Annotated in this window: 17 protein-coding genes, 1 pseudogene and 1 other annotated feature; of the genes and pseudogenes, 3 read left to right on the top strand and 15 right to left on the bottom strand. The window is 54.8% G+C overall.

The genetic code is table 11. From position 1 onward, the window contains the following. Positions 1–84: 84 nt before the first annotated feature. On the bottom strand, positions 85–1,776 hold the full coding sequence (locus JWF83_RS24865) for a hypothetical protein (protein WP_413653173.1): 1,692 nt from the start codon (positions 1,774–1,776) through the stop codon (positions 85–87). A 278-nt stretch (positions 1,777–2,054) separates the two neighbouring features. On the opposite strand from JWF83_RS24865, the gene tonB reads away from it, so the two are divergent. Continuing rightward, the gene (gene tonB, locus JWF83_RS24870) at positions 2,055–2,795 is read left to right on the top strand and encodes a TonB system transport protein TonB (RefSeq protein WP_413653174.1); all 741 of its coding nucleotides are present in this window, start codon (positions 2,055–2,057) and stop codon (positions 2,793–2,795) included. A 51-nt stretch (positions 2,796–2,846) separates the two neighbouring features. Here tonB and yciA read toward each other — a convergent pair whose 3' ends face one another. The 4 genes from yciA to JWF83_RS24890 form a co-directional block, all read right to left on the bottom strand. After that, a complete protein-coding gene (gene yciA, locus JWF83_RS24875; protein WP_413653175.1) occupies positions 2,847–3,275 on the bottom strand; it encodes an acyl-CoA thioester hydrolase YciA in 429 nt (142 codons plus the stop codon). Positions 3,276–3,345: 70 nt separating this feature from the next. Then, positions 3,346–3,882 (bottom strand): septation protein A, encoded by a 537-nt coding sequence (locus JWF83_RS24880; protein WP_413653176.1) that lies wholly within the window; start codon positions 3,880–3,882, stop codon positions 3,346–3,348. A 70-nt stretch (positions 3,883–3,952) separates the two neighbouring features. After that, positions 3,953–4,690: a YciC family protein gene (locus JWF83_RS24885; RefSeq protein ID WP_413653177.1), complete on the bottom strand. Its 738-nt coding sequence runs from the start codon at positions 4,688–4,690 to the stop codon at positions 3,953–3,955. 27 nt (positions 4,691–4,717) lie between these two features. Then, complete coding sequence (locus tag JWF83_RS24890) at positions 4,718–5,137, bottom strand: YkgJ family cysteine cluster protein (RefSeq protein WP_413653178.1); 420 nt, start codon at positions 5,135–5,137, stop codon at positions 4,718–4,720. Between the two features lie 271 nt (positions 5,138–5,408). On the opposite strand from JWF83_RS24890, the gene ompW reads away from it, so the two are divergent. Continuing rightward, positions 5,409–6,041, top strand: coding sequence for an outer membrane protein OmpW (gene ompW, locus JWF83_RS24895; RefSeq protein ID WP_413653179.1), 633 nt, complete (start codon positions 5,409–5,411; stop codon positions 6,039–6,041). Between the two features lie 68 nt (positions 6,042–6,109). Here ompW and JWF83_RS24900 read toward each other — a convergent pair whose 3' ends face one another. The 10 genes and pseudogenes from JWF83_RS24900 to JWF83_RS24945 all read right to left on the bottom strand — a co-directional run bounded on the left by JWF83_RS24900 (position 6,110) and on the right by JWF83_RS24945 (position 21,453). After that, entirely contained in the window at positions 6,110–6,424 is a 315-nt protein-coding gene (locus tag JWF83_RS24900) for a BON domain-containing protein (RefSeq protein ID WP_413653180.1), read from the bottom strand. 159 nt (positions 6,425–6,583) lie between these two features. Then, the gene (locus JWF83_RS24905; RefSeq protein WP_413653181.1) at positions 6,584–8,863 is read right to left on the bottom strand and encodes a M12 family metallo-peptidase; all 2,280 of its coding nucleotides are present in this window, start codon (positions 8,861–8,863) and stop codon (positions 6,584–6,586) included. A gap of 359 nt (positions 8,864–9,222) precedes the next feature. Next, positions 9,223–9,474: a hypothetical protein gene (locus JWF83_RS24910; protein ID WP_413653182.1), complete on the bottom strand. Its 252-nt coding sequence runs from the start codon at positions 9,472–9,474 to the stop codon at positions 9,223–9,225. 6 nt (positions 9,475–9,480) lie between these two features. After that, positions 9,481–12,612: a hypothetical protein gene (locus tag JWF83_RS24915; RefSeq protein ID WP_413653183.1), complete on the bottom strand. Its 3,132-nt coding sequence runs from the start codon at positions 12,610–12,612 to the stop codon at positions 9,481–9,483. Positions 12,613–12,675: 63 nt separating this feature from the next. Next, positions 12,676–14,574, bottom strand: coding sequence for a M12 family metallo-peptidase (locus tag JWF83_RS24920; RefSeq protein WP_413653184.1), 1,899 nt, complete (start codon positions 14,572–14,574; stop codon positions 12,676–12,678). A 305-nt stretch (positions 14,575–14,879) separates the two neighbouring features. Next, a complete protein-coding gene (gene trpA / locus JWF83_RS24925) occupies positions 14,880–15,686 on the bottom strand; it encodes a tryptophan synthase subunit alpha (RefSeq protein ID WP_413653185.1) in 807 nt (268 codons plus the stop codon). Further along, positions 15,686–16,876 carry a tryptophan synthase subunit beta gene (gene trpB, locus JWF83_RS24930; RefSeq protein ID WP_413653186.1) on the bottom strand — a complete coding sequence of 397 codons (1,191 nt, stop codon included), beginning with the start codon at positions 16,874–16,876 and terminating at the stop codon, positions 15,686–15,688. The genes trpA and trpB overlap by 1 nt, the downstream gene beginning before the upstream one ends. Before the next feature lie 55 nt (positions 16,877–16,931). Beyond that, on the bottom strand, positions 16,932–18,296 hold the full coding sequence (gene trpCF, locus JWF83_RS24935; RefSeq protein WP_413653187.1) for a bifunctional indole-3-glycerol-phosphate synthase TrpC/phosphoribosylanthranilate isomerase TrpF: 1,365 nt from the start codon (positions 18,294–18,296) through the stop codon (positions 16,932–16,934). Between the two features lie 2 nt (positions 18,297–18,298). Next, positions 18,299–19,891 (bottom strand): annotated as a pseudogene (gene trpD / locus JWF83_RS24940) (bifunctional anthranilate synthase glutamate amidotransferase component TrpG/anthranilate phosphoribosyltransferase TrpD). Next, on the bottom strand, positions 19,891–21,453 hold the full coding sequence (locus JWF83_RS24945; protein WP_413653188.1) for an anthranilate synthase component 1: 1,563 nt from the start codon (positions 21,451–21,453) through the stop codon (positions 19,891–19,893). Before JWF83_RS24945 ends, trpD begins: the two are co-directional and overlap by 1 nt. Before the next feature lie 31 nt (positions 21,454–21,484). Beyond that, positions 21,485–21,585: a sequence feature (Trp leader region), on the bottom strand. 156 nt (positions 21,586–21,741) lie between these two features. On the opposite strand from JWF83_RS24945, the gene rnm reads away from it, so the two are divergent. Then, positions 21,742–22,614: an RNase RNM gene (gene rnm, locus JWF83_RS24950; protein WP_413653189.1), complete on the top strand. Its 873-nt coding sequence runs from the start codon at positions 21,742–21,744 to the stop codon at positions 22,612–22,614. Positions 22,615–22,643: the final 29 nt, after the last annotated feature.

The raw sequence follows: 22,643 nt of genomic DNA on the forward strand, positions 1-22,643 counted from the left end.
GATCTCCTTAGTTGCGGTCCACCGCCATCGCGCTGGCCGGTCACCACTCAGCAGTGAGGGCAGTATGGTGCAAAAACTACGCAGCTATTCCTGCCGCTCGGGTGGTTGGGGGAGCTGCGCTATCGCCTGCTTCACCTCTTTTTCGGGATAGCCTGGTGGGGTGCCGGCACGTTTGATATGACGTATCCGCCGGTTAATTTGATGCGATAGCAACTGCCTTGCCTGCTCGGTATAATGGGCGTATGCGCTGCAGACAATGCTCCAGCCGGGCGCAGCACTGCCCTGCAGCCTGTTCAGGGCGGCATAGAGCGTCCGTGCATCCAGGCCTTCGGGTTTTGGCTCCCGCTGCAGTAGCGCCAGTAACATTGCTTTTAACGGCAGGTTAGCCACCCGTGGCAGTTGCATTTCTACCCAGTCGGTTATCTGGCGTGGAACGTCAGCGACAGCGCGGGAAAGGGCGAACGCGTGATGGATAGTACTCAGTCCCGGTGCGCTGTCACCCAGTAGCAGCAGAAGTGCCGCATACAGTAGCCTGGCATTCAGTTTTACCGGTGCGTCCACCTGTTGCAGCAGTGCGACAATCTTCTTCTCTGACGACTCTCCCGGCAGTTGCTGCCAGAGATCACTAACCCATGCATTTATCCCGGCATCGACACCAATACCGGCATGGATTAAGGCATTTAGCGTCGGGATAGCACCGGGCGCATGCTCACCGTCCAGATCTCTGATGGCATCATTAAGCGTCACTTCGCTCAGAACGGCAGGTCTTCCCGGCTGTTGCAGCAGCAACCGGAGTTTCTGCTCCGGCGAACCGTCGAGCTGCCGCCAGTATCTCCCGACCCAGGCCTGCATTTCCGCGTTGATGCGATCACCGGCAGATCTGTAGGCATGGCTGATAAACCTAATCCCCGGCGCCGCTCTCTGTTTCAGCCGCCGCAACGCTTCATACAGCGTTTTAGCGTTCAGTTCATCCGGCCTGTCCGGCCGATCGCGCAGTGCCCTGACGGAGCCGGCGGTGATGCGTCCGCCACTGAGCTGCAGATGAGTATTCACCCACGTCACCAGTTGCGGACTGACGATAATATCGACAGCGGAGAAGGCATTCCTGATGGTGCTAATCCCGGGTGGCTTCTTACCCAGTAGCTGTCGCAGTTGTGGTTGCTGCAGGATGGCACACAACATATTGGTCGTCAGTTCTGACGGTCGTCCCGGCCGGTTAAGCAGTTCGACGATGATCGCCTGTTTGGCGCAGCCTGCGAACCCGAGCAGCACTTCGGTCAGGTTTTCTTCGACCCAGCGGGTAACGTCCGGTCTGGCCTCGGTAGCGGTCTCGATTAAGGCGTTTCCGACGGTATCTACACCCGGCGGCGCGATTCCCGGCTGCAGCCCTAACGCTGCCTGCAGCTCAATAGCCGTCGGCTTAAAAGGTATTCCGGGACGGCTCAGTAGCATCCTGACGCAGGCGGCTGCCGATGGGCCGCGATACCACTCGAGGTTTTGTGCCACCCAGTGAAATAACGCCGGAGGGACATCGACAATACTGCTATTGGCGCTGTTGCTGCTCTGTGGCGTGATATATTGCAGCGGCGCGGGGGGCTGGTGAGAGCGTACGGAAGGGATTACCGCCAGCGGCAGTGATGGATTATTCGCCGCAGGCAGTGCGGCGGTGCTCTGTACTACCCTGGTCACATGGCTGGAGAGTACTGAACAGAAGGCTGTGGATGCCGGCGTGGCGGGCCTGACCGAGCAGGTAACGGGAGGAAGCGCATTATCCATAGGGTATTCTCCTTATTCTCCGCGGTGATTGCCATCAGCGACCGCCGTGACTGGCTGTACGGGTTGCCATCTCCGCGATCGGATCTGATAATATCCTCGCGTCTTTTCTGTGATTTATATTATTCGGCTTTTAGCGGCAGGCGGCGCAATGGTTTGGCGACGATCTCGACATCTGACCGTGATTTGGCACTTTTCTCCGGCTTAAACCGGCATGCTTATTGAAATTGATTGCTATTTGCATTTAATATTGTCGCTTGATTTAAAATAGCTGATTAACTATGACGACGCTAATGACTACCTTACCCCGACCTTCGCCTTTGCCGCTGCTGCTCTCAGTTGTGCTGCATGGCTCGGTGATCGCGGGTTTGCTTTATGCTTCTTTTCACCAGGTTATCGATGTGCCTAAAGCGTCTCAGCCTATTAGCGTGACGATGGTTGCCCCTGAAGTGCAACCCGAACCCACGCCTGCGCCGCAACCTGTCGCTCAGCCGGAACCGGAACCAGAGCCAGAGCCAGAACCGATAGTCGAACCAGTAAAAACGGAGCCGGTGCCCATCCCCAGGCCGGAACCGAAGCCAGAAGCAAAACCGAAACCGAAGCCGGTAAAAAAAGAGGTGGTGAAACCGAAGCAGGTGAAGCCTGAAGTCACGCCACGCCAGGTGGCGCCGATAGAGAAAGAGGCGCCGCAGGTGCCGCCGAAAGCCTCAACCGCGCCGAAACTATCGGAGGCGCCATCAAAAGCGGTGTCTACCGGACCGCGGGCGTTGAATGTTGGCAAACCAGCCTATCCGGCACGTGCTTTTGCGTTGCGTGTTGAGGGGCGGGTTCGGGTACAGTTTGATGTCGACAACAGTGGACAGGTGGATAACATCCGTATTCTCTCTGCGGAACCGCGCAATATGTTTGAACGCGAAGTGAAGCAGGCGATGAAGAAGTGGCGCTATGAAAGTGGTAAACCGGGCAGTGATATTACGATGAATATTATTTTCCGCATTGACGGCGGCGCCAGTCTCGAGTAAACCGCGAGGCCTGCAGCAGGGCGGAAAATTCCGCCCTGGGTATTATTGGTATTATGCTTCGCTGTCGTAGCTGAAATGACTTTTACCCTCAGGCAAAGGACGCGCTTTGCCCTCAGGATCCACCGCAACATAGATAAATACCGCTTCGGTGGCGCGATAGCGTTGGCCGATAGGTTCAGATGAGACCTTTTTCACCCACACCTCGACGTTAATGGTAATCGAGCTGCTGCCGGTGCGCATACAGCGTGCATAACAGCACACCACATCACCTACGGCGACCGGCTTAAGAAATGTCATACCATCAACGCGCACCGTCACCACACGCCCTTCGGCGATCTCTTTCGCCAGAATAGCACCGCCCATGTCCATCTGCGACATCAGCCAGCCACCAAAGATATCGCCATTCGCATTGGTATCTGCGGGCATCGCCAGCGTACGCAGCACCACTTCACCCTGCGGGGAGTTTTGTTTGTCGTCCATTGCTTCGCTTCTTATAAGATGTGGCCGGATGGCCCAAAATCACCCGGCAGAGTCACCGGGCAAATGATGATTATTTTTGTTCCTGTGGCATCAGACGGTAGATATAGATCCCGCTGAACAGAGTAAACAACAGCGTTAATCCGGTTAGTCCGAATACTTTAAAGTTAACCCAAAACGCCTGCGGCAGCCAAAAAGCCACGTAAATATTCGCCAGACCACAGGCGAGAAAGAACAGCGCCCAGGCGACATTCAGTTTACGCCAGGCATATGCCGGTAACTGAATTTCTTTACCCAGCATGCTCTGAATTAATGGCTGGTTCATCCAGAACTGACTGAACAGCAGGGCGATGGCAAACAGGCTATAGATAACGGTGACTTTCCACTTAATAAATTCATCATTGTGAAATACCAGCGTCAGAGTGCCAAATATCGCCACCAGCACAAAGGTAATAATGGTCATCTTCTCCAGCTTGCGCCAGATCACCCAGCTGACCACCAGCGCCAGACCGGTGGCAACAATCAATGCGCCCGATGCGACAAAGATGTCGTAAAGCTTATAGAAGATAAAGAAAACAACCAGCGGGAGAAAATCGAGTAACTGCTTCATAAAGGTTTCCAAATCACTGACGTAACATTATGCACAATCCGGCATGCCCGGGCAGGGCATGCCTTTATCATTAACGTAACAGCATATACAGACGTGATAAATAAATAATCAATATGGCGGATACCAGGTTGCTGATAGCGTTAAACACTACTGAGGCCACATTGGCTGGCAACACGGTAAATGACGCCGCCAGCAGCATCAGTACCACCTTGGCCAGCAGCCATAACACCACCGCCGGAGCCACCAGCTTCATCTGGCTCCACACCAGCCGCAGACTGGTACGCATGGCGGCAAATACGCCAATTTTTTCCGTCGCCAGAATAATCGGCGCCAGCGCCAGCAGGATCGCCAGCATGACTCCCGGCACGACCAGCACCATAAAGCCCAGCTGAACCACCAGCGTCACCATAAAGGTTAACAGCAGCAGGCGTGGCAACAGCGGGGCAGAGGCGCCAATCGCGCGCAGGGCGCTGACGCGTTGCCCGGCGGAAACCATCGGGATCAGGCACAGCATTCCGCCTAACAGCAACACATTCCCCACCAGTGACGCGAAGGTACCGGCGGCGGAAGCGCGAAGTAACACCTGTTGTTGCTCGGGTGTCATGTTTTGCACCATCTCAAACAGGGTGGTGGCGCTGCCGCTGTCACCTTCCCCCAGTATTGATAGCTGATCGGCCCCTGGGGTTAGCGCATGACCGATAATCACCGTAATAAATGAGGTCAACAATGCCATCAGTACAATTGTAATCAGCTGATGGCGCAGAAAATTTCCCGTGTCACGGTATAACGAACCCGCCGTGATAGACATGTACTCTCCTTGGGTAAAAAAACGGCTTTATAGACCCGGAGATTGTACATGGTCTGACAGCAGGCTGGCACCCTGACTTACATAACTTTCGGTTAATGGCGGTAACGCCGGCTGAAAAAGCGGCGGCAGACCATATTTTGCCCGTGCGCGATCGCAGGCATCATTGGGTTGGCCATTTTCACCGGACATCTGAAATTCGCGGCATGGGGATGGCCGGTGCTCATAAATAGCACAGGAGACGCAGCTGCCTACTTCGCCCTGTAACGAGTTGCAATGCGGTGTTTTGCTGTTGGTGCCGGACATGGCGCGCAGAAAAGGGGTGAGTGGTTCGGTGAGCTCTGCCGGGACGCCGCCGCCGCCATCATCAGCTTCAGACCAGTAAAATGAAACGCGAAAATAGGCGCAGCAGGCGCCACAGCTAATACATGGATTAAGGTTATCGTTCATGTGATCGCCCGCCCCTCCGAAGCGTCGAACCAAAATCACATCAGACAAGTGAGCAAAGTATCCCCTTGCCAGATTTTGTTCAATGGCTATTTCACAGCGCCGCGCGCCGGTAATTTTGATCTAAATCAATTCATTGTTTTTTAAGGAGTTTGAAAAAAATGATTCGCATGATCTTTATCTTGTTCGGTGTAAATATGTGTTACGAAGCAGATAACGGGCTACCGCAAAAAAAAGGTGGCAGGCGCGCAAATCAATAACAACAGGAGTGACTATGAAGTTGGCGACAGTAGTTCTGGCTCTGGCGGCAGTGCTGCCAGTGGCGGCAAGTGCTCATCAGGCGGGGGATTTCTTTATGCGTGCCGGTTCCGCGACGGTGCGTCCGACGGAAGGCTCTGATAACGTGCTGGGAATGGGCTCGTTTAGCGTGGATAACAATACCCAGCTTGGTCTGACCTTTACCTATATGGCGACCGATAATATTGGCGTTGAACTCCTGGCGGCAACGCCATTCAGCCATAAGGTTGGTCTTGCGGCAACCGGTAATCTGGCCGAAGTAAAACAGTTACCGCCGACGCTGATGGCGCAGTGGTATTTCTTCGACAGCAATAGCAAAGTACGCCCTTATATTGGCGCCGGTATTAACTACACCACATTTTATGATGCCAAATTTAATCAGACCGGAAGTGATGCCGGCCTTAGCGATCTGAGCGTGAAAGATTCGTGGGGCCTTGCCGGGCAGGTCGGCATGGATTATAAAATCAATGATAGCTGGATGCTGAATATGTCGCTCTGGTATATGGATATTGATACCGAAGTGAAATTTAAAGCCGCGGGCGAAGAGCAGAACATCAATACCCGTATCGATCCGTGGGTGTTTTTCTTTGGCGCGGGTTACCGTTTTTAACCCCTGTTGTGCAACCGCGGCACATAAAAGGCCGGGCAGTGCCCGGCCTTGATATTCAGCGATTAACGCTATTTAATCTGCATATTGTTGACGACAGATTTCACTCCTGGCACGCTACGGGTAACCTGCACCGCGCGATTCGCCATCTGCGGCGAAGAGACAAAGCCACTCAACTGCACGCGGCCTTTAAAGGTTTCCACATTAATTTCATTTGATTTCAGTGATTTATCCCCCAGTAGCTCAGCTTTAACCTTGGTGGTCACCACGGTGTCGTCCAGATAGCCGCCGGTTCCTTCCTGCGTTGATGTCGGCGCACAGGCACTGACTGCCAACGCAAGAACTGCAGCGATAATTGCACCGCTGACGACTTTAAATAACTTCATTGTTTATCTCCCTGTCACCATCAATGGATATTTCCGTCACCGATAACGGAAGCCTTAATTAGTGTGGGTGACAAAAGCCGGATTTACCAATGACAGAACGTAAAAAAGAGAAAGGAAAGAGTGCCTTATCTGATGATAAGGCACTCATGCTGCGCCGGTTTACTCTACCCGCGTCCAGGCATCCTGCCAGTGGGAGCCGGCGCCAGGCTCATAATGATTGGCTGAAGGGGAATAAATCCGGCACCAGCCACTGTAGGGGAAGGGTTTGCAGCGATAAATATGCTGATCGCTGCCGAGAACGCGGGTCCCCTCGACATATTTCTCCTTCTGATCGGGGTAACGATAGTCGTACTGCGGCGGAGTTACCGGCTCTTCAGGCGTCGGCGGTGGCGTTACCGGTTCTTCAGGCGTCGGCGGTGGCGTTACCGGCTCTTCAGGCGTCGGCGGTGGCGTTACCGGTTCTTCAGGCGTTGGCGGTGGCGGTGTGACCTCCGGTTCTTCCGGTGGAGGGGTGACGGGTGGCGCTGCAACAGTTTCCACCGCGACGGTTAACTGCCGCCGCTGCGCCAAAGGCACCCACAGCCGATTACGATAATATGAGCCAACCACTGGCACGATGCTGCCATCGTCTTTCATTTCGCCGGCACGAATCACCAACGGTGCGGTGCTATTGACCACATTCGACAGATGATAAGGCCACATATAGCGCCCGTTATTGCTGCTGGTGATCGGCATGGAGATGCGCGCCAGCTCCTGCTGGCTGGCTTTGTCGCGTAATACCACCTGTTTTTGCGTACCTGGCGTGGCATCTTCCAGTCCCTCAATACTGCCGATGGTGAACCATTTCTCATTATTCTCTTGTGCATAGCTATAGCGGGTAATCTGCAGCTGGCGCTGGCCTGCCAGTGTGTGATAAAGCCAGAGTTTATTTTTATCACCTGACCATTCTGCGACCCTGATATCACCATTACTGTCCATTTCGCCGGCGCGCACCACATTTTCGGGGAAATGGCTGTTAATGGACTCAGCAAGGCGCATTGGCCATTCCAGTTGTCCGGTGCTGGCGACGGAATCAAATGCCGACAGAACCTGGTTACTGGCGCTATCTTTTAACTGCACTTCGAAAAACTGCCGGGCGGGTAAATCTGAATTGGACAGCAATTCACCGACCTGCAGCCAGTGACTGGGCGGCGGATAAAAATTGGCCACGATCTCTTTGCGCTCGTTAAGCAGCCGGGCATTATCATTTTTACTCGCGGTGCCGGCCGGCAGATGCAGGTACTGCTTATTCGGATTAGACCACATATTGATGATGCCGCAGGGCGGCGTACAGGGGTAGGACATAATAGTACGCCAGCGTGGTGTCTGAGCGGTTTGCCGGTAGCCGTAGCCGTAGGGGAAGTAGGTCAGCGTGGTGTTTTCCGGGTTATGAGTGGCACCCAGGTTATGGCCGATCTCATGAGCAAAAGCATGGGAACTGATACAGTTATGAGCGACAACGCTGAAGGCCCAGGATCTATCGCTACCGGCCAGCGTGTAGCCGATGCCACAGCTGGAGGCGGCAGCGGTGGTGCTGCTTTTTAATAACACCACCACATCCGCCAGCTGTTCCTGACGAAATTTATGCACAACCGCGCCTAACTCGGTATCGCTGGTATTACGTAACTGCCCCAGCATATCGAGATTGGCGCCTTTTTCATTGTAATTAACATTGAGGATACCGGCGTTTTCCAGCTCAATCGCAATATCGCTATTTCTGTAGCCGGCATTGGCATCATCAATCGCCTCCTGTACTTTGCCTGCAACATCTTTTAACTGAGCGCGCGTCTGATTGGTGGTGGCGACCATAACGCGAATTTTGGTTAACCCGCTCAGGGTGCCCGGCTGGCCGAAGGGGGGCGCTGACGGCGCTATTTCACTGGCGCCGGGAGGCGCGACCTCATCCTTCTCATCCCACGGTAAACGGTCACTGTCGGTTTTGATAATCGCGTGGTTGCCTTCCCCCAACGGCAGTACCTGATAGAGCTGGCCGTTGTAATTAATACTGCCGGTAATATTGTCGCCATGCCTGACCAGAATCACCTGATTCAGCAATTTGTCGTCAGGAGAGGGGTTTCCGGCGAGGTTTATGGCCCCCTCCCAGCTGGCGATGCCGTCACTATTCAGCGTAAATCCGGTGCGGTAAGCGGCCAGTATCTTACCCGGCTCAACTTCCAGCTGAATATCGGTAGTATCTTCAGCGATTAATTCGGGATGAACCGTCATAATATGAATCGCCTGCGTCGACGGTTGTTGCAGAAAGCTATCGTTGTCAGGGTTTAGCCGGGTTTGCGTGGCGGAAAACAGAGCATTATCTGCAGACCAGACTACGGTGGCAGCAAACAACAGCACGCCTGTGGCAACCCAGCGCATCATCGTTCCAGACCATGAGCTAATCATGATAATACCTCAATAAATAAGGCTGTCGGGGAGGTTGCTTATAAATGTAGGTGTTTTTTTAACCACTACAAGCGCAGCGGGATTTATGCCTCAATTGTCAGCGAGGAATTTAAGCGCTGAGCGAATCGGTAAGCTAATTTTTTATTTTGTATTAATAATCGATAACCGATGATAATGCGAAAAAATAGCCTGAAAAATATCGGTTAATAAGGAATTTTGCCCGAAGAGTACCTTAAAATAATGGGAGTAATCACCGGGCGCAGGCGTATGAGGTGAAAAGAAGAAACAGAATAATGCCTTATCGCACGATAAGGCATGATTAAACGGTGCCCGCTATTGCTGGCTGGTTTTAGCGGTAATTACTCCACTTTTGTCCAGGCGTCCTGCCAGTGACTGCCGACTCCCGGCTGATACTGACTGGCGGCGGGTGAATAGATGCGGCACCAGCCGCTGGCCGGATAGGGTTTACACTGATAAATATGCAGGTCAGGGCCGAGCACCCGGGTGCCCTCCTGATAGTGTTCTATCTGGTCGGGGTAGAGATAATCGTAATTATTTTCCACTGGCGTAATACCGCGTCTGATGGCCGCGGCGGCACTGAGCGTTTCCACCGTAGCCTAGATATTCTGCCGCTGGTCCAGCGGTACCCATACCCGATTACCGTTATGGTCTGCTACGGGTTGTACGCTGCCATCATCCTGCAACTGCCCGGCACGTACCGGCTGCTGGCTGTAAAACAGATTAACCAGCTGCGCCAGTTGTCGCGGCCAGACAGCTGAAGCCTTATTGCTGTCGCTAATAAACAGCGGGAAACGGGCCAGTAGATGGTTACTGTTATCGCGCAGCACTAACTCTTTGGCGGTGCCCGCTACGGCGTCTGCGCTGGCGCTGATATTGCCGATGCTGAACCATTTTTGTTGATTAAATTCTGCATAGGTATAACGGGTAAAATTCAGCTGTTTGCCCCACTGCGCAGCATTAAGCCAGAGTTTGTTGCGATAGTGGGATCCGGGGTAAATATGGATGGAGCCATCGGTGCGGCGTTCGCCGGCGCGCAGTGTGTTGGCCGGAAAGTAATTGTTTATGACTCTGGCAATTTGTTCCGGCCAGCGGTGTTTTTCCGGGTCCACCACCACGATATCCAGTGATGTCTCTATCTGGCCGCTGGCTTGGTCCTGCAACTGCAGCTGAAAGAATTGTCGGGCGGGTAAATCATTGGGTTCATACAGTTCACCAACCTGTTGCCAGTCAAAAGTTTCCACACTGGCGTTTAACTGACGATATTGCGCCAGCGGCACCCACAGCAGATTAAGATAGGAGCTGCCGGGTACCACGCTAATCGAACCATCGGCCTCGCGCTGGCCGGCGCGCATTTTGCTGGTGTGCTCATTGACCAGACCGGCCAGCCAGAAAGGCCAGCGCCACTGATCCTTATTGTTGTCGTTAATCGGCAGCGAAATCCGTGCCAGTACCTCATTACTGCCCGCATCGCGTAGCACGACTTCTTTTTGCGTTCCGGGAGTGGCATCGGCAAACGACTGGATTCTGCCGATATTAAACCATTGCTGATTTAGCGCTTCGGCATAGGTATGACGGCTGAGCTCCAGCTCTTCTTTACCGGTGTAGTTAATCCAGATTTTATTGTTTTCTGCTGAGCCTTCAGCCACTTTAATCTCGCCATTGCTTTGCAGTTCACCGGCCCGTACCACGTTGTTGGGCAAATGCGCGTTAATTGCCTGCGCCGCCTGCGCAGGCCAGAGATTGATATCAACGCTTGCCACCACCCAGTCATAAGCGCTGAGCAACTGGCCGGTAGAAGTATCTTTCAACTGCATCTGGAAAAACTGGCGCGCAGGCAGGTTACTGCTGCTTTTCAGCTCGCCACGCTGCTGCCAGCCAACGGTTTCGACGCTGGCGCTTAAATCACGCCGCCCGGCCAGCGGAACCCAGATAAGATTTCTGTAAGCGCTGCCGACGGTGGCGACCGACCCATCAGCCAGCAGTTCACCGGCGCGCATGCTAACCTGTGAGGCGTTATTAAGCGTATTCGCCAGCCGGAATGGCCACGTCCATTGTCCCTGATTGTCGGCATTCAGCGTCATTGAAATTCGCGCCAGCTCCTGGCCGGTATGGCTATTACGTAGCACCACCTGTTTCTGCGAGCCGGGTATGCCGGCCTCTTTCGCCTCAATTGCGCCAATTGGCAGCCATTTATCATTCAGCATGACGGCATAGGTGCGCCAGGCGGTATCCAGCTGTTGTGCGTCTTTTAAGCGTGAAGCAAACCATAGCGAGTTACGATAGTGAGAGCCGTTGATAAAATGGATATCCCCCGCCTCGTTCATCTCTCCGGCGCGCAGCACGTTACTGGCAAAATGCGCATTAACCGCGCGCGCCACTTGCGAAGGCCAGTCGTTCTGACCGACTTTATCGATAATGACGTCAAGGAAGTCGATTGGCCGTTGGATTGCGCTATTTTTTAAGTCGATCTGATAGAGCTGTCGCGGCGGCAGGTCGCCATCGCCGTAGAGAATACCCAATGGGATCCACGGTGGATCGGGCATAAAATCGGCTACCTGTTGCCGCCGTTGATTGAGCACCAGCGCGTTATTGGCCGCTGCGGTGCCGGTAGGTAAGCCATGATAATTAACCTCAGGGTTAGACCAGTAATTAATCCTCTCGCAGGAATAGAGGCAGTTAGCCGTTAGCAGGGTGCCCCATTGCGGATTAGCACTGTTCTGGATATAGCCCCGGCTGAATCCTGCGCCAATAATCAGGCCGATACGCACACCAAGGCGGTGTACGAAATTTGCGCAACTCCAGTGCGATGGCAGCACCGCAAATGCTTCTTCTTTGCTGGCCCACGAGTAACTGCCGCCACAGCTGCCATTAGCGCTGGCGGTAAGTAAAACAACCACATCAGCCAGCTTCTCCTCACGGAACGCTTTCGCCGCCGCACCAATATTTTGATCGGTGGGATTACTGACTTTTGCCAGCATCTCGATTGCGGTGCCGCTTTCATTAAAATTAGCATTGAGGATGCCGGCGTTCTCCACAATGATATTAACCCTGCTGTTTTTAAAGCCCTGATTGGCATAAGCCACCGCTAATGCTGTCTGGCCGGGAATATCCGCCAGCGTACTGCGTACCTGATTGGTGGTCACTACTGCCACGCGGATCACGGACGTAGTACTCGACAGGTTACGGGATAGCGGCAGTATGCCTGCTGTCTCCTGCTCATCGCCGATAGCCAGTTCATCACCGCCATTTTGCATACTGGCATCCATTTCCGTTAGCGCGTGCTGACCATGACCTAAAGGGACGATGGCAAATAACCGGCCATTGACGCTGATATCGCCGCTAATATTATTGCCGTCGCGCACCAGCAGCACCGCGTTTTCGCTTTCGGCAGCGGGCTCAGCGTTATCAATCTCAGTTACGTTACCTTCCCACAGTTCAGTACCGTCGGGATTATGCTGAAACCGCTGCTGCCGGGCGACCAGCAGCTCTCCGGACGGCAGGTTAAGCGTCAGCTGGTGGGTCTTATCGCTAACCAGTAAGGGGTTAACCGCAACATAATTAATCGATTTGGTTGCCGGATGCGCGAGATAATGTTCACTGCCGCTGGCCGGCTGAGTCCGGGCGGCTGAAAACAGATAATTATCCTGCGACCAGGCGACCGCGGATGCCAGCAGCAATAACAAGATTAGCAGCCTGCGCAGTGCAATATTAAAACGGTGGTCGATCATAATTATACCTCGACACATTAAACAGCGGGATTGTCAGCCTTAATCCGGCGCAACCGATAAAACTTATTTCCCCGCGGCGGTCGGACCTACGGTTTCCATGCGAATATTGACATTGTTGCGCAATGATTGCGGCACCCACAGCGGATGGCGGCTATTTCCCGCCACCGGCTTTATACTGCCATCGGACTGCACTTCACCCGCGCGGATAACATCGCGACTACTGAGCAGATGAGTAAGCTGCGCCATATGCGATGGCCATAAATTCGGCGATTTATTATTGTCGGTAATTAATATCGGGATCCGTGTCAGAATTTGATTGCTACTGTTACTGGTTAACACCAGCTGTTGTAACGTACCGGCGGTGGCATCCTCGCTGGCGCTAATATTGCCGATGCTAAACCATTTGACGTTATTATATTCGGCATAAGTAAGTTGGACGATTTCAATATATTGTGAACCCACCAGGCGGTAGGGCATCCAGAGATCGTTACGGTCGCGCGATCCGGCAACCAGCTCAATATTTCCTGAGCTGGTCAGTTCTCCGGCCCGGAGTAGATTAGCGGCAAAATGGTCATTGACGGCGCGCGCCACCTGTGTCGGCCAGGCGTTTTGATCAACATTATCAATAATGACTTCAACTGCGGAGAGCGGCTGGTGGGTGGTGCTGTCTTTGACGGCGATCTGAAACAGTTGTCGCGGCGCTAAGTTGCCTTCGCCATACAAGGAACCGACCTGTTGCCAGCTGGGGTCGGGCAGAAAATCCGCGACGACGTTACGCCGCTCGTTAAGCACCCGGGCATTGTCGGCCATGGCATTGCCGGCAGGTAAGCCATTATAGGTAATATCAGGACTGGACCAGTAATTGATGCCGGGGCAGGTCGCAGAGCAGGCATCTGCCATAATGGTGCTCCAGTGGGGAGCGACGGTGGTCTGCTGATATCCTTTGCCCCAGGGGAAGGGAATATTATTGCTGTTGTTATGGTTTGCGCCCATGTTATGACCGATGACATGGGCTAATAACCGCTCATCCATACAACTGGCATCCAGGGATAGCACGCTAAAAGCGTTAGCTTTGTTACTACTCTGATAAGCATCCTTGCAACCGCCATTGGCGCTGGCGGTTAGCAGCACCATGACGTCGGCATGGCGCGTTTCGCGGAATGTATTGGCTACTGCGCCAATATCGCGGTCGCCCGGGCTGCGGATTTTGAGCAGCATATCGGTGATATCACCACTTTCATTAAAACTGGCGTTCAGAATACCGGCGTTCTCAAGCAGCATATTCACCCCGCTGTTGCGCAGTCCCTGATTGGCGGTGGCCAGCGCTAGGGCAACCCGGCCGGGGATATCGGTTACGCTGGCGCGAGTCTGATTGGTGGTCACCAGCGCTACGCGGACTCTTGTCGCGGGTTCGGAACTGCTCCGGGACGCAGGCGCGGTCGTGCTATCGGGGGGCTCTTCAATGATATCGTTATTGGCGACCGGAAAGCGGGCGGCATCCAGTTCGATGATCGCGTGCGAGCCATGACCCAGCGGTAATAGCTGATATAACTGGCCATTTACCCGCACCGTGCCGGTAATATTATCGTTATCGCGCACCAGAATAAGCGAATTTTCCCGTCCGCCAGCGGGGGCGGTATTATTAATGCTGGTGACGCTGCCTTGCCACAGCGCGCTGCCGTCGGGGTTGCGGGTAAAAGAGTGCTGCCGGGCGATAATCGTTTCCCCTGACGGTAAATTCAGCGTCAGCGCGCTGCTGTTTCCGGTAATTAATGCGACGTTAACGGTAATTAATTGTATTGATTTTATCGCCGGCTGCTGCAGGTAACTCAAGTCAGTGGCATCGCTTCCGGTCGTTATGGCTGAAAACAGATTCTCTCCCTGCGCCGCGCAGGCAAGGGCAATAGGCAGCAGAAACGCTGCCAGCCCGCGCAGATTTATTTTAAACCATTTGTCAGCCATAATAACACACCGCAGAAATATAAGGTTGTAGTGACAATATAGATAACTGATGGGCTAATACAAGCTGCAGGGAATTAACGGTGGTGTGTTTGCTGGAAATAATAATATTAGAATGGCTGTCTTTTGCTGTTTAAAACGAATTTACTGTTATTCTTCCGGCAATCTAATAAATAGTTTCCGTCACGAGGGTTATTAAGCTTAATAAAAGAATTAAATCTGGCGGCTGCTGGAAATTCTATTAATGCGCCAGTAACAGAGTGACAGAAAAAAGAATGCCTTACCGTTAAGTAAGGCATTTTTTTCTACTATTGGCGTGAGGCCGCTTTCAGACTGCTGACGAAATTTTTTAGTTCGCTCAGCATCGCGTCCGGATTCGCCAGGTTCTTCTCGATGATTTTTACAATCGCCGAACCGGAGATCGCCCCGGCAGCGCCAGAAGCAATCGCTTCTTTCACCTGGGAAGGTTCGGAGATACCAAAGCCCTGCAACGGCGGAGCGGCATGATATTCACGCAGTTTATCGACCAGATGCTGGAGCGGCAAACTGGCGCGTTTTTCGGCGCCGGTGACGCCGGCACGGGACAACAGGTAGGTATAACCGCGACCATGGGAGGCGATTTCACGCAACAGATCGTCATCGGCGTTGGGCGGGCAGATAAAGATCGGCGCGATATTATGGCGCAGCGCCGCCTGACGGAACGGGGCGGACTCTTCAACCGGCACATCGGCAACCAGTACGGAATCGACGCCAGCCGCCGCGCAGCGGGCATAGAAGTTATCAATCCCACCGGAAAACACCAGGTTGGCATACATCAGCAGACCAATCGGCAGCGTCGGATATTTCTGGCGAATGATCGCCAGCATTTCAAAGCACTGCGCAGGGGTTACGCCGGCAGCAAAGGCGCGCAGGTTGGCGCCCTGAATGGTTGGGCCATCAGCCAGCGGATCGGAAAAGGGGATGCCCAGTTCCAGCGCATCGGCGCCGGCGGCCACCAGGGTGTCGATAATTTTTAGCGACAGTTCCGGCGACGGATCGCCAAGGGTCACGAAAGGAACAAATGCGCCTTCTTTTGCCGCGCCCAGACGGTTGAATAATTGCTGATAACGTTCCATCAGATCTCTCCCTTCGCTTTCAGAATGTCGTGGACGGTGAAAATATCTTTGTCACCGCGACCGGAAAGGTTAACGACCAGTAGCTGCTCTTTTTCCGGGTTTTCACGGATCATTTTCAGGGCATAGGCCAGCGCATGTGAAGATTCGAGCGCCGGGATAATCCCCTCGGAACGACACAGCTCTTTAAATGCCGCCATGGCTTCATCATCAGTAATCGAGACGTAATCGGCGCGGCCAATGCTGTTCAGATAAGCATGCTGTGGGCCGACCGACGGGAAGTCGAGACCGGCTGAGATCGAATAGGACTCTTCAATCTGACCATCTTCGGTCTGCATCATCGGCGCTTTCATACCGAAGTAAATACCGACGCGGCCGTGTTTCAGCGGCGCACCGTGCTCGCCGGTTTCAATACCGTGGCCGGCAGGCTCGACGCCAATCAGACCAACCGCGGCGTCATCAATAAAATCGGCAAACATGCCGATGGCATTGGAGCCCCCGCCGACGCAGGCCACCACCGCATCCGGCAGACGACCTTCACGCGCCAGAATCTGCGCTTTGGTCTCTTCGCCGATCATGCGCTGGAACTCACGCACAATGGTCGGATACGGATGCGGACCGGCAGCGGTACCCAGCATATAGTGCGAATTTTCGTAGCTGCCAGACCAGTCACGCAGCGCTTCGTTACAGGCATCTTTCAGCGTTGATGAACCACTGTGTACCGGGATCACTTCCGCTCCCATCAGGCGCATACGGAATACGTTCGGCGACTGACGCTCGATATCTTTCGCGCCCATATAGATGCGGCATTTCAGACCGAGCAGGGCACTGGCCAGCGCTGAGGCCACGCCATGCTGACCGGCGCCGGTTTCGGCGATAATTTCAGTTTTACCCATGCGTTTCGCCAGCAGGGCCTGACCTAATACCTGGTTCGTTTTGTGCGCGCCGCCATGCAGCAGATCTTCGCGCTTCAGATACAGGCGGCTGCGGGTGCCTTTGGTCAGGTTCTGGCACAGGGTCAGCGCCGTCGGGCGACCGGCATAGTTTTTCAGCAGGTCGGTAAACTGCGCCTGGAATTCCGGGTCACTCCGGGCACTGACAAAAGCAGCTTCCAGCTGTTGCAATGCCGGCATCAGGATCTGCGGCACATACATCCCGCCAAATTCGCCAAAGTAGGGATTTAGTAACGTCATATTATGTCTCTTTTCTCGGTGGAGATCAGCAGCCGGGCGCACCCGGCTCCGACAATTAATAAGCTTTCAGTGTCTGGAATACAGCGGCTATTTTCGCGCGGTCTTTCACCCCCGGGGCGCTTTCCACCCCGGAGTTAAAGTCCAGACCGGCACAGCCCAGCTGCGCGGCAACGACAGAGTTATCCGCGCCTAAACCACCCGCCAGTAAAACATTGCCCAGCGGCTGGCCGTTAAGCAAGGACCAGTCGAAATGCTGGCCGCTGCCGCCGTTGCCGTTATCCAGCACATAGCGGTCGACGTGCTGCCAGTCACGTGCCGGCAGGGTCTCTTTCACGCTTAACGCTTTCCAGATACGCACCGCGGCAGGCAACTGAGCGCGTAAGCTGTCGACATACGCCTGATCTTCGTCGCCATGGAGCTGCACCGCATGCAGCGCCAGCGTGGCGGCGGTGGCAACAACCTCACCGATCGCGGCATTACGGAATACGCCAACATATTTGAGCGGTGCGGCGGCAATGATCGCCTGCGCGCGGGCCACGTCGATTTGGCGTGGCGAACCGGCAGCGAAAATCAGACCGCCATAGATGGCGCCGGCATCACTGGCCGCCACGGCATCCTGTTCCCGGGTTAAACCGCAAACCTTGTTATCGCCAAGGATCACCCGGCGCACCGCGGCATCAAGGTTATCTTCCGACATCAGCGCCGAGCCAATCAGGAAGCCATTGGCAAAATTGCTCAGCTCGCGTACCTGCGCATAGTGATTAATGCCGGATTCGCTGATCACCGTAACACCGTGCGTCAGGCGCGGCGCCAGCTGGCGCGTGCGGTTCAGGTCAATCGACAGATCGCGCAGATCGCGGTTGTTGATGCCCACCACTTTCGCTTCCAGCGCGATGGCGCGCTCCAGCTCTTCTTCGTTACTGACCTCGGTCAGCACCCCCATCTGCAGACTGTGCGCCACGGCGGCCAGCTGACGATACTGATCGTCATTCAGCACCGAGAGCATCAGTAAAATCGCATCGCCCTGGTAGTAGCGCGCCAGGTAGATCTGATAGGGATCGATAATAAAGTCTTTGCACAGCACCGGCTGGGTGATGGCGGCACTGACAATCGGCAGAAAATCAAAGCTGCCGTGGAAATATTTCTCATCGGTTAATACCGACACCGCCGAAGCGTAATGCTTATAGACCCCGGCAATGGCGGCCGGGTTGAAATCTGCACGGATCACTCCTTTTGATGGCGAGGCTTTTTTGCACTCAAGGATAAACACCGTGCGGGTTCCCTGCAGTGCATGATAAAAGCTCCGGCTGGCCGGGGTGACCGCGTTCTGGAAACTGGCCAGCGGCTGTTGTGCTTTACGCGCTGCCAGCCAGACGGCCTTATCCTGAACAATTTTATTAAGTACGGTTTCCTGCTGCATAATTATCCTCTGGCTGCCAGTGCGACCACGCGCTCCCAGGCCTGACCACTGCGAATCGCCTGCAGTGCGCGCTGGGCATTTTCACGTAAATCTTCATGTCCGAAGACCTTCAAAAGCATCGCGACGTTTACCGCCACCGCCTCTTCATGGGCGCGCTCGCCATTACCCTGGAGTAATCGCGCCAGAATGTCACGGTTTTCTTCCGGTGTGCCGCCAGCCAGCGCTTCTTGCGGCTGGAAGCCAAAACCAAAGTCTTCCGGCGTCAGCTGATAGCCGGTAATTTCACCATCGCGCAGTTCGGCGACATGGGTTGGGCTGTGCAGCGCCACTTCATCCATCCCGCCGCCATGCACCACTGCCGCGCGCTGATAGCCGAGCACTTTCAGCGTTCGGGCAATCGGCAGCACCAGTTCCGGGCTATAGACGCCAATCACCGCCAGCGGCGGACGCGCCGGGTTAATTAGCGGCCCGAGCACATTAAACAGCGTACGGGTCTTCAGCTGCTGACGTACCGGCATGGCGTGACGAAACCCGGTGTGGTACTGCGGCGCAAACAGAAAGCAGACATTCAGGTCGTCCAGCGCCTGGCGCGCCTGGCTGGCGGGCATATCAAGATTAATGCCAAAGGCCGCCAGCAGGTCGGACGATCCTGACTTACTGGATACGCTGCGGTTGCCATGCTTGGCGACTTTCAGCCCGCAGGTGGCGGCGACAAAAGCGCTGGTGGTAGAGATATTAATGCTGTTACTGCCATCGCCGCCGGTGCCGACGATATCAGCAAAAGCATAGTCCGGACGTGGAAAGGGTTTGGCATCTTCCAGCAGCGCGCAGGCGGCACCGGCAATCTCTTCCGGACGCTCGCCGCGTACTTTCATCGCAATCAGCGCCGCAGCCAGTTGGGTGGGTTCCAGCTGACCGGTAATGATCGCCGAAAACAGCTGATGGCTCTCTGCCTGGCTCAGGGTTTGCGCCTGATAAAGTTTTTCCAGAATCGTGTGCATCTGATTTTCCTTAGCTTACGCCAGCGCCCAGGCAAGGGTCTGTTCAAGCAGATGCGCCCCCTGGGTGGTGAGAATGGATTCCGGATGGAACTGGAAGCCGCAGACGCGATCGGCGTCGTGGCGCACAGCCATCACCATGCCGTTAAAGGTGGCGTTAATCGTCAGTTCATCCGGAATATTGCTGCCGACCAGCGAATGATAGCGCGCCACCGGTAGTGGATTACTTAGCCCGGCAAACATCGCTTTACCGTCATGAGTAATGGCGGAGGCTTTACCGTGCAGGATTTCACCCGCCTGGCCGACATGGCCGCCCCAGGCTTCGACAATCGCCTGATGGCCGAGACAGATACCGATAATCGGCAGTTTGCCGCGCAGGCGCTGCAGCAGTTCCGGCATACAGCCGGCTTCTGACGGGGTGCCGGGACCCGGAGAGAGCATCAGCACCGGATTCTGCATCTCCTGCAGACGCTCAACCAGGGTATCCGCAGGCATATTGTTACGATAAACCACCACGTTATGGCCAAAGGCACGTAACTGGTCGACGAGGTTGTAGGTAAAGGAGTCGATATTGTCGAGCAGCAGGATATCGGCCATCAGAAAATCTCCGTGCAATGATGAGCGGTAGCGATCGCGCGTAATACCGCGCGGGCTTTGTTACGGCTTTCATCGGCTTCCGCCTGCGGATTGGAATCGAGCACCACGCCAGCGCCAGCCTGTACCGTTGCCACGCCGTCTTCCACATAAGCCGAGCGAATCACAATACAGGTATCAAGGTCGCCGCTGGCGGTGAAGTAGCCGACGGCGCCGCCGTAGCTACCGCGCCGGGTGCCTTCCGCGGCGGCGATCAGCTGCATGGCGCGCACTTTCGGCGCGCCGCTCAGGGTGCCCATATTCATACAGGCGCGGTAGGCATGCAGCACGTCGAGATCGCCGCGCAGTTTACCGACCACGCGTGAAACCAGATGCATAACAAATGAGTAGCGGTCAACTTTGGTCAGGTCTGCCACATAGCGGCTGCCGGGTTCGCAGATGCGCGCCAGGTCATTGCGCGCCAGGTCAACCAGCATCAGATGCTCCGCCAGCTCTTTATGATCGGTGCGCATCTCCAGTTCGATACGGCTGTCGAGGTCGCGATCCAGCGAGCCATCGGCGTGGCGACCGCGCGGACGGGTGCCGGCAATCGGGTAAATTTCAATCTGGCGATCGCTGGCATCATATTTCAGCGAACTTTCCGGCGAGGCGCCGAACAGGGCAAAGTCCTGATCCTGCATAAAAAACATATACGGGCTGGGATTGCTGTTTTTCAGCGTGTCATAGGCGGCCAGCGGCGACGGGCAGGGCAGCGAGAAACGGCGCGATGGCACCACCTGGAAGATTTCGCCGACGCGAATCGCTTCCTGCATCTGACGCACTATCGCGCAGTACTCTTCGTCGCTTTGATTGCAGCTCAGCGCCATATTCTCCACGCCCTGCACCGGCAGCGCCGGTGCCGGCTGCAGCATCTGCGCATGCAGCTGTTTGATACGTCCCTGCAGGCGCTGGAATTCAGTGGTGGAGGGGGCAAACAGACTGGCGGTCAGGCGTGAGGTCCGCGTCTGATGGTCGATAACCAGCAGTGTTTCCGCCAGATAGAAGCAGTAATCAGGGCAGCGCTGCTGATTATTCAGCGCTGGCAGCTGTTCAAAACCCGCCACCAGGTCATAAGCAAACAGGCCACCGAGCAGCATCGCTTCACGCTCTTCTGCCGGCGTAGTAATCAGCGTCGGGATCAGACGCAGTGCATCAAATACCGACAGTGACTGCAGACGTGAATCTTCATCCTGCAGCTGATTGATTTCCGGGAACGTCAGCAGACGACCATCAGGGCGGATTTGGTTATTAACGCTGGCAGGCAGCGCTTCATCAAGCAACGGCAGCAACGCGCGGCCATTTTCTGACAATGCCTGAATGGTAACGGTTTTATCCAGCGCGGTAATGCGCAGCGCGCTATCGACAATCAGCAGGCTTTTCAGGTTACGTTTGCTGTCGATATCTGCCGATTCAAGCAGCAGGGTGGCCGGGCGTGCGCCACATAACTGATGGAACACCGCGGCCGGATCTTCGCGGTAGGGCGCATTGCCGGTAATCAACTTCAATGCAGGTTTCGCAAATGGCATGATGTTTTCTCTGTCTGGTAAGTATCGCTCAAAAAAAAAGCCCGCTTGCGGCGGGCTCGGGTATCAGCACTGATTCTGTGAAATGTGCATGACGACGTCGCCCGGTCAGGGAGAAGTGCGCCACCAGCCATGCAGATTCGTATTTAAAGCAGTCATGATTTTGATACCCTGTACGTGAACTTGTGTACTAGTTAACTGGTTCGAAGGAAAAATGTCAATACTCTTTTTCCCCCGCAGGCGAATTGCCGTTATCATATCGCCTTATTTTCTGATTCTACCGGAGCACTTTTGACAGCAGCAACGCCCCTCAGCAACTTCCCTCTTTACGATCTTCACAGCCATACCTGTGCTTCCGATGGACTTTTCACTCCTGAAGCGCTGGTACTGCGAGCCACCGAGAAGCGTGTGGGAGTGCTGGCCATCACCGACCACGATACGGTGGCCGCTATTGAGGCTGCGCGGGCGGCTATTGCGCAGCATCAGCTGGCGCTGCAGCTTATCAGCGGGGTTGAGATCTCAACGCTGTGGGAGAACCATGAAATTCATATTGTCGGGTTGGGCATTGATATTCAGCATCCACGGCTGACGGCATTGTTGCAAGGACAAAGCGATTGCCGCATGGCGCGGGCGCAAATGATGGCGGAACGGCTGGAAAAGGCGCATATTCCCGGCGCGCTGGAAGGCGCCCTGCGTCTGGCTGCCGGTGGGGCGATTACCCGCGGACATTTCGCCCGCTATCTGATTGAGCAGGGTAAGGGCGCGAATATGGCGCAAATCTTTAAAAACTATCTGGCGCGCGGCAAAACCGGTTACGTGCCGCCACAGTGGTGTACAATAGAACAAGCTATTGATGCGATTCATCATTCTGGTGGTCGTGCGGTGCTGGCTCATCCGGGTCGCTACGGCTTATCCGCCAAGTGGCTAAAACGGTTGATGGCTTATTTTGCTGAATCTGGCGGCGACGCGATGGAAGTGGCGCAGTGTCAACAACCACCTCAGGAACGTAGCCAGCTGGCGCAGTATGCGCGGGATTATCAGCTGGCAGCATCGCAAGGCTCCGATTTTCATCAGCCCTGTCCGTGGATCGAATTGGGGAAAAAACTGTGGTTACCCGGTGGCGTTGACGCTATCTGGACACGTTACCCGGATATTGCGCAGTAACATTCCCGGACATCAGGGGCGACAAGAGG

Source organism: Pantoea sp. B65 (assembly GCF_047308185.1).
Taxonomy (GTDB): domain Bacteria; phylum Pseudomonadota; class Gammaproteobacteria; order Enterobacterales; family Enterobacteriaceae; genus Erwinia.

Excerpts from the sequence above, each read along its gene's own strand:
- JWF83_RS24865 (WP_413653173.1), bottom strand. The coding sequence starts at position 1,776 with ATGGATAATGCGCTTCCTCCCGTTACCTGCTCGGTCAGGCCCGCCACG.
- tonB (WP_413653174.1), top strand. The coding sequence starts at position 2,055 with ATGACGACGCTAATGACTACCTTACCCCGACCTTCGCCTTTGCCGCTG.
- yciA (WP_413653175.1), bottom strand. The coding sequence starts at position 3,275 with ATGGACGACAAACAAAACTCCCCGCAGGGTGAAGTGGTGCTGCGTACG.
- JWF83_RS24880 (WP_413653176.1), bottom strand. The coding sequence starts at position 3,882 with ATGAAGCAGTTACTCGATTTTCTCCCGCTGGTTGTTTTCTTTATCTTC.
- JWF83_RS24885 (WP_413653177.1), bottom strand. The coding sequence starts at position 4,690 with ATGTCTATCACGGCGGGTTCGTTATACCGTGACACGGGAAATTTTCTG.
- JWF83_RS24890 (WP_413653178.1), bottom strand. The coding sequence starts at position 5,137 with ATGAACGATAACCTTAATCCATGTATTAGCTGTGGCGCCTGCTGCGCC.
- ompW (WP_413653179.1), top strand. The coding sequence starts at position 5,409 with ATGAAGTTGGCGACAGTAGTTCTGGCTCTGGCGGCAGTGCTGCCAGTG.
- JWF83_RS24900 (WP_413653180.1), bottom strand. The coding sequence starts at position 6,424 with ATGAAGTTATTTAAAGTCGTCAGCGGTGCAATTATCGCTGCAGTTCTT.
- JWF83_RS24905 (WP_413653181.1), bottom strand. The coding sequence starts at position 8,863 with ATGATTAGCTCATGGTCTGGAACGATGATGCGCTGGGTTGCCACAGGC.
- JWF83_RS24915 (WP_413653183.1), bottom strand. The coding sequence starts at position 12,612 with ATGATCGACCACCGTTTTAATATTGCACTGCGCAGGCTGCTAATCTTG.
- JWF83_RS24920 (WP_413653184.1), bottom strand. The coding sequence starts at position 14,574 with ATGGCTGACAAATGGTTTAAAATAAATCTGCGCGGGCTGGCAGCGTTT.
- trpA (WP_413653185.1), bottom strand. The coding sequence starts at position 15,686 with ATGGAACGTTATCAGCAATTATTCAACCGTCTGGGCGCGGCAAAAGAA.
- trpB (WP_413653186.1), bottom strand. The coding sequence starts at position 16,876 with ATGACGTTACTAAATCCCTACTTTGGCGAATTTGGCGGGATGTATGTG.
- trpCF (WP_413653187.1), bottom strand. The coding sequence starts at position 18,296 with ATGCAGCAGGAAACCGTACTTAATAAAATTGTTCAGGATAAGGCCGTC.
- JWF83_RS24945 (WP_413653188.1), bottom strand. The coding sequence starts at position 21,453 with ATGCCATTTGCGAAACCTGCATTGAAGTTGATTACCGGCAATGCGCCC.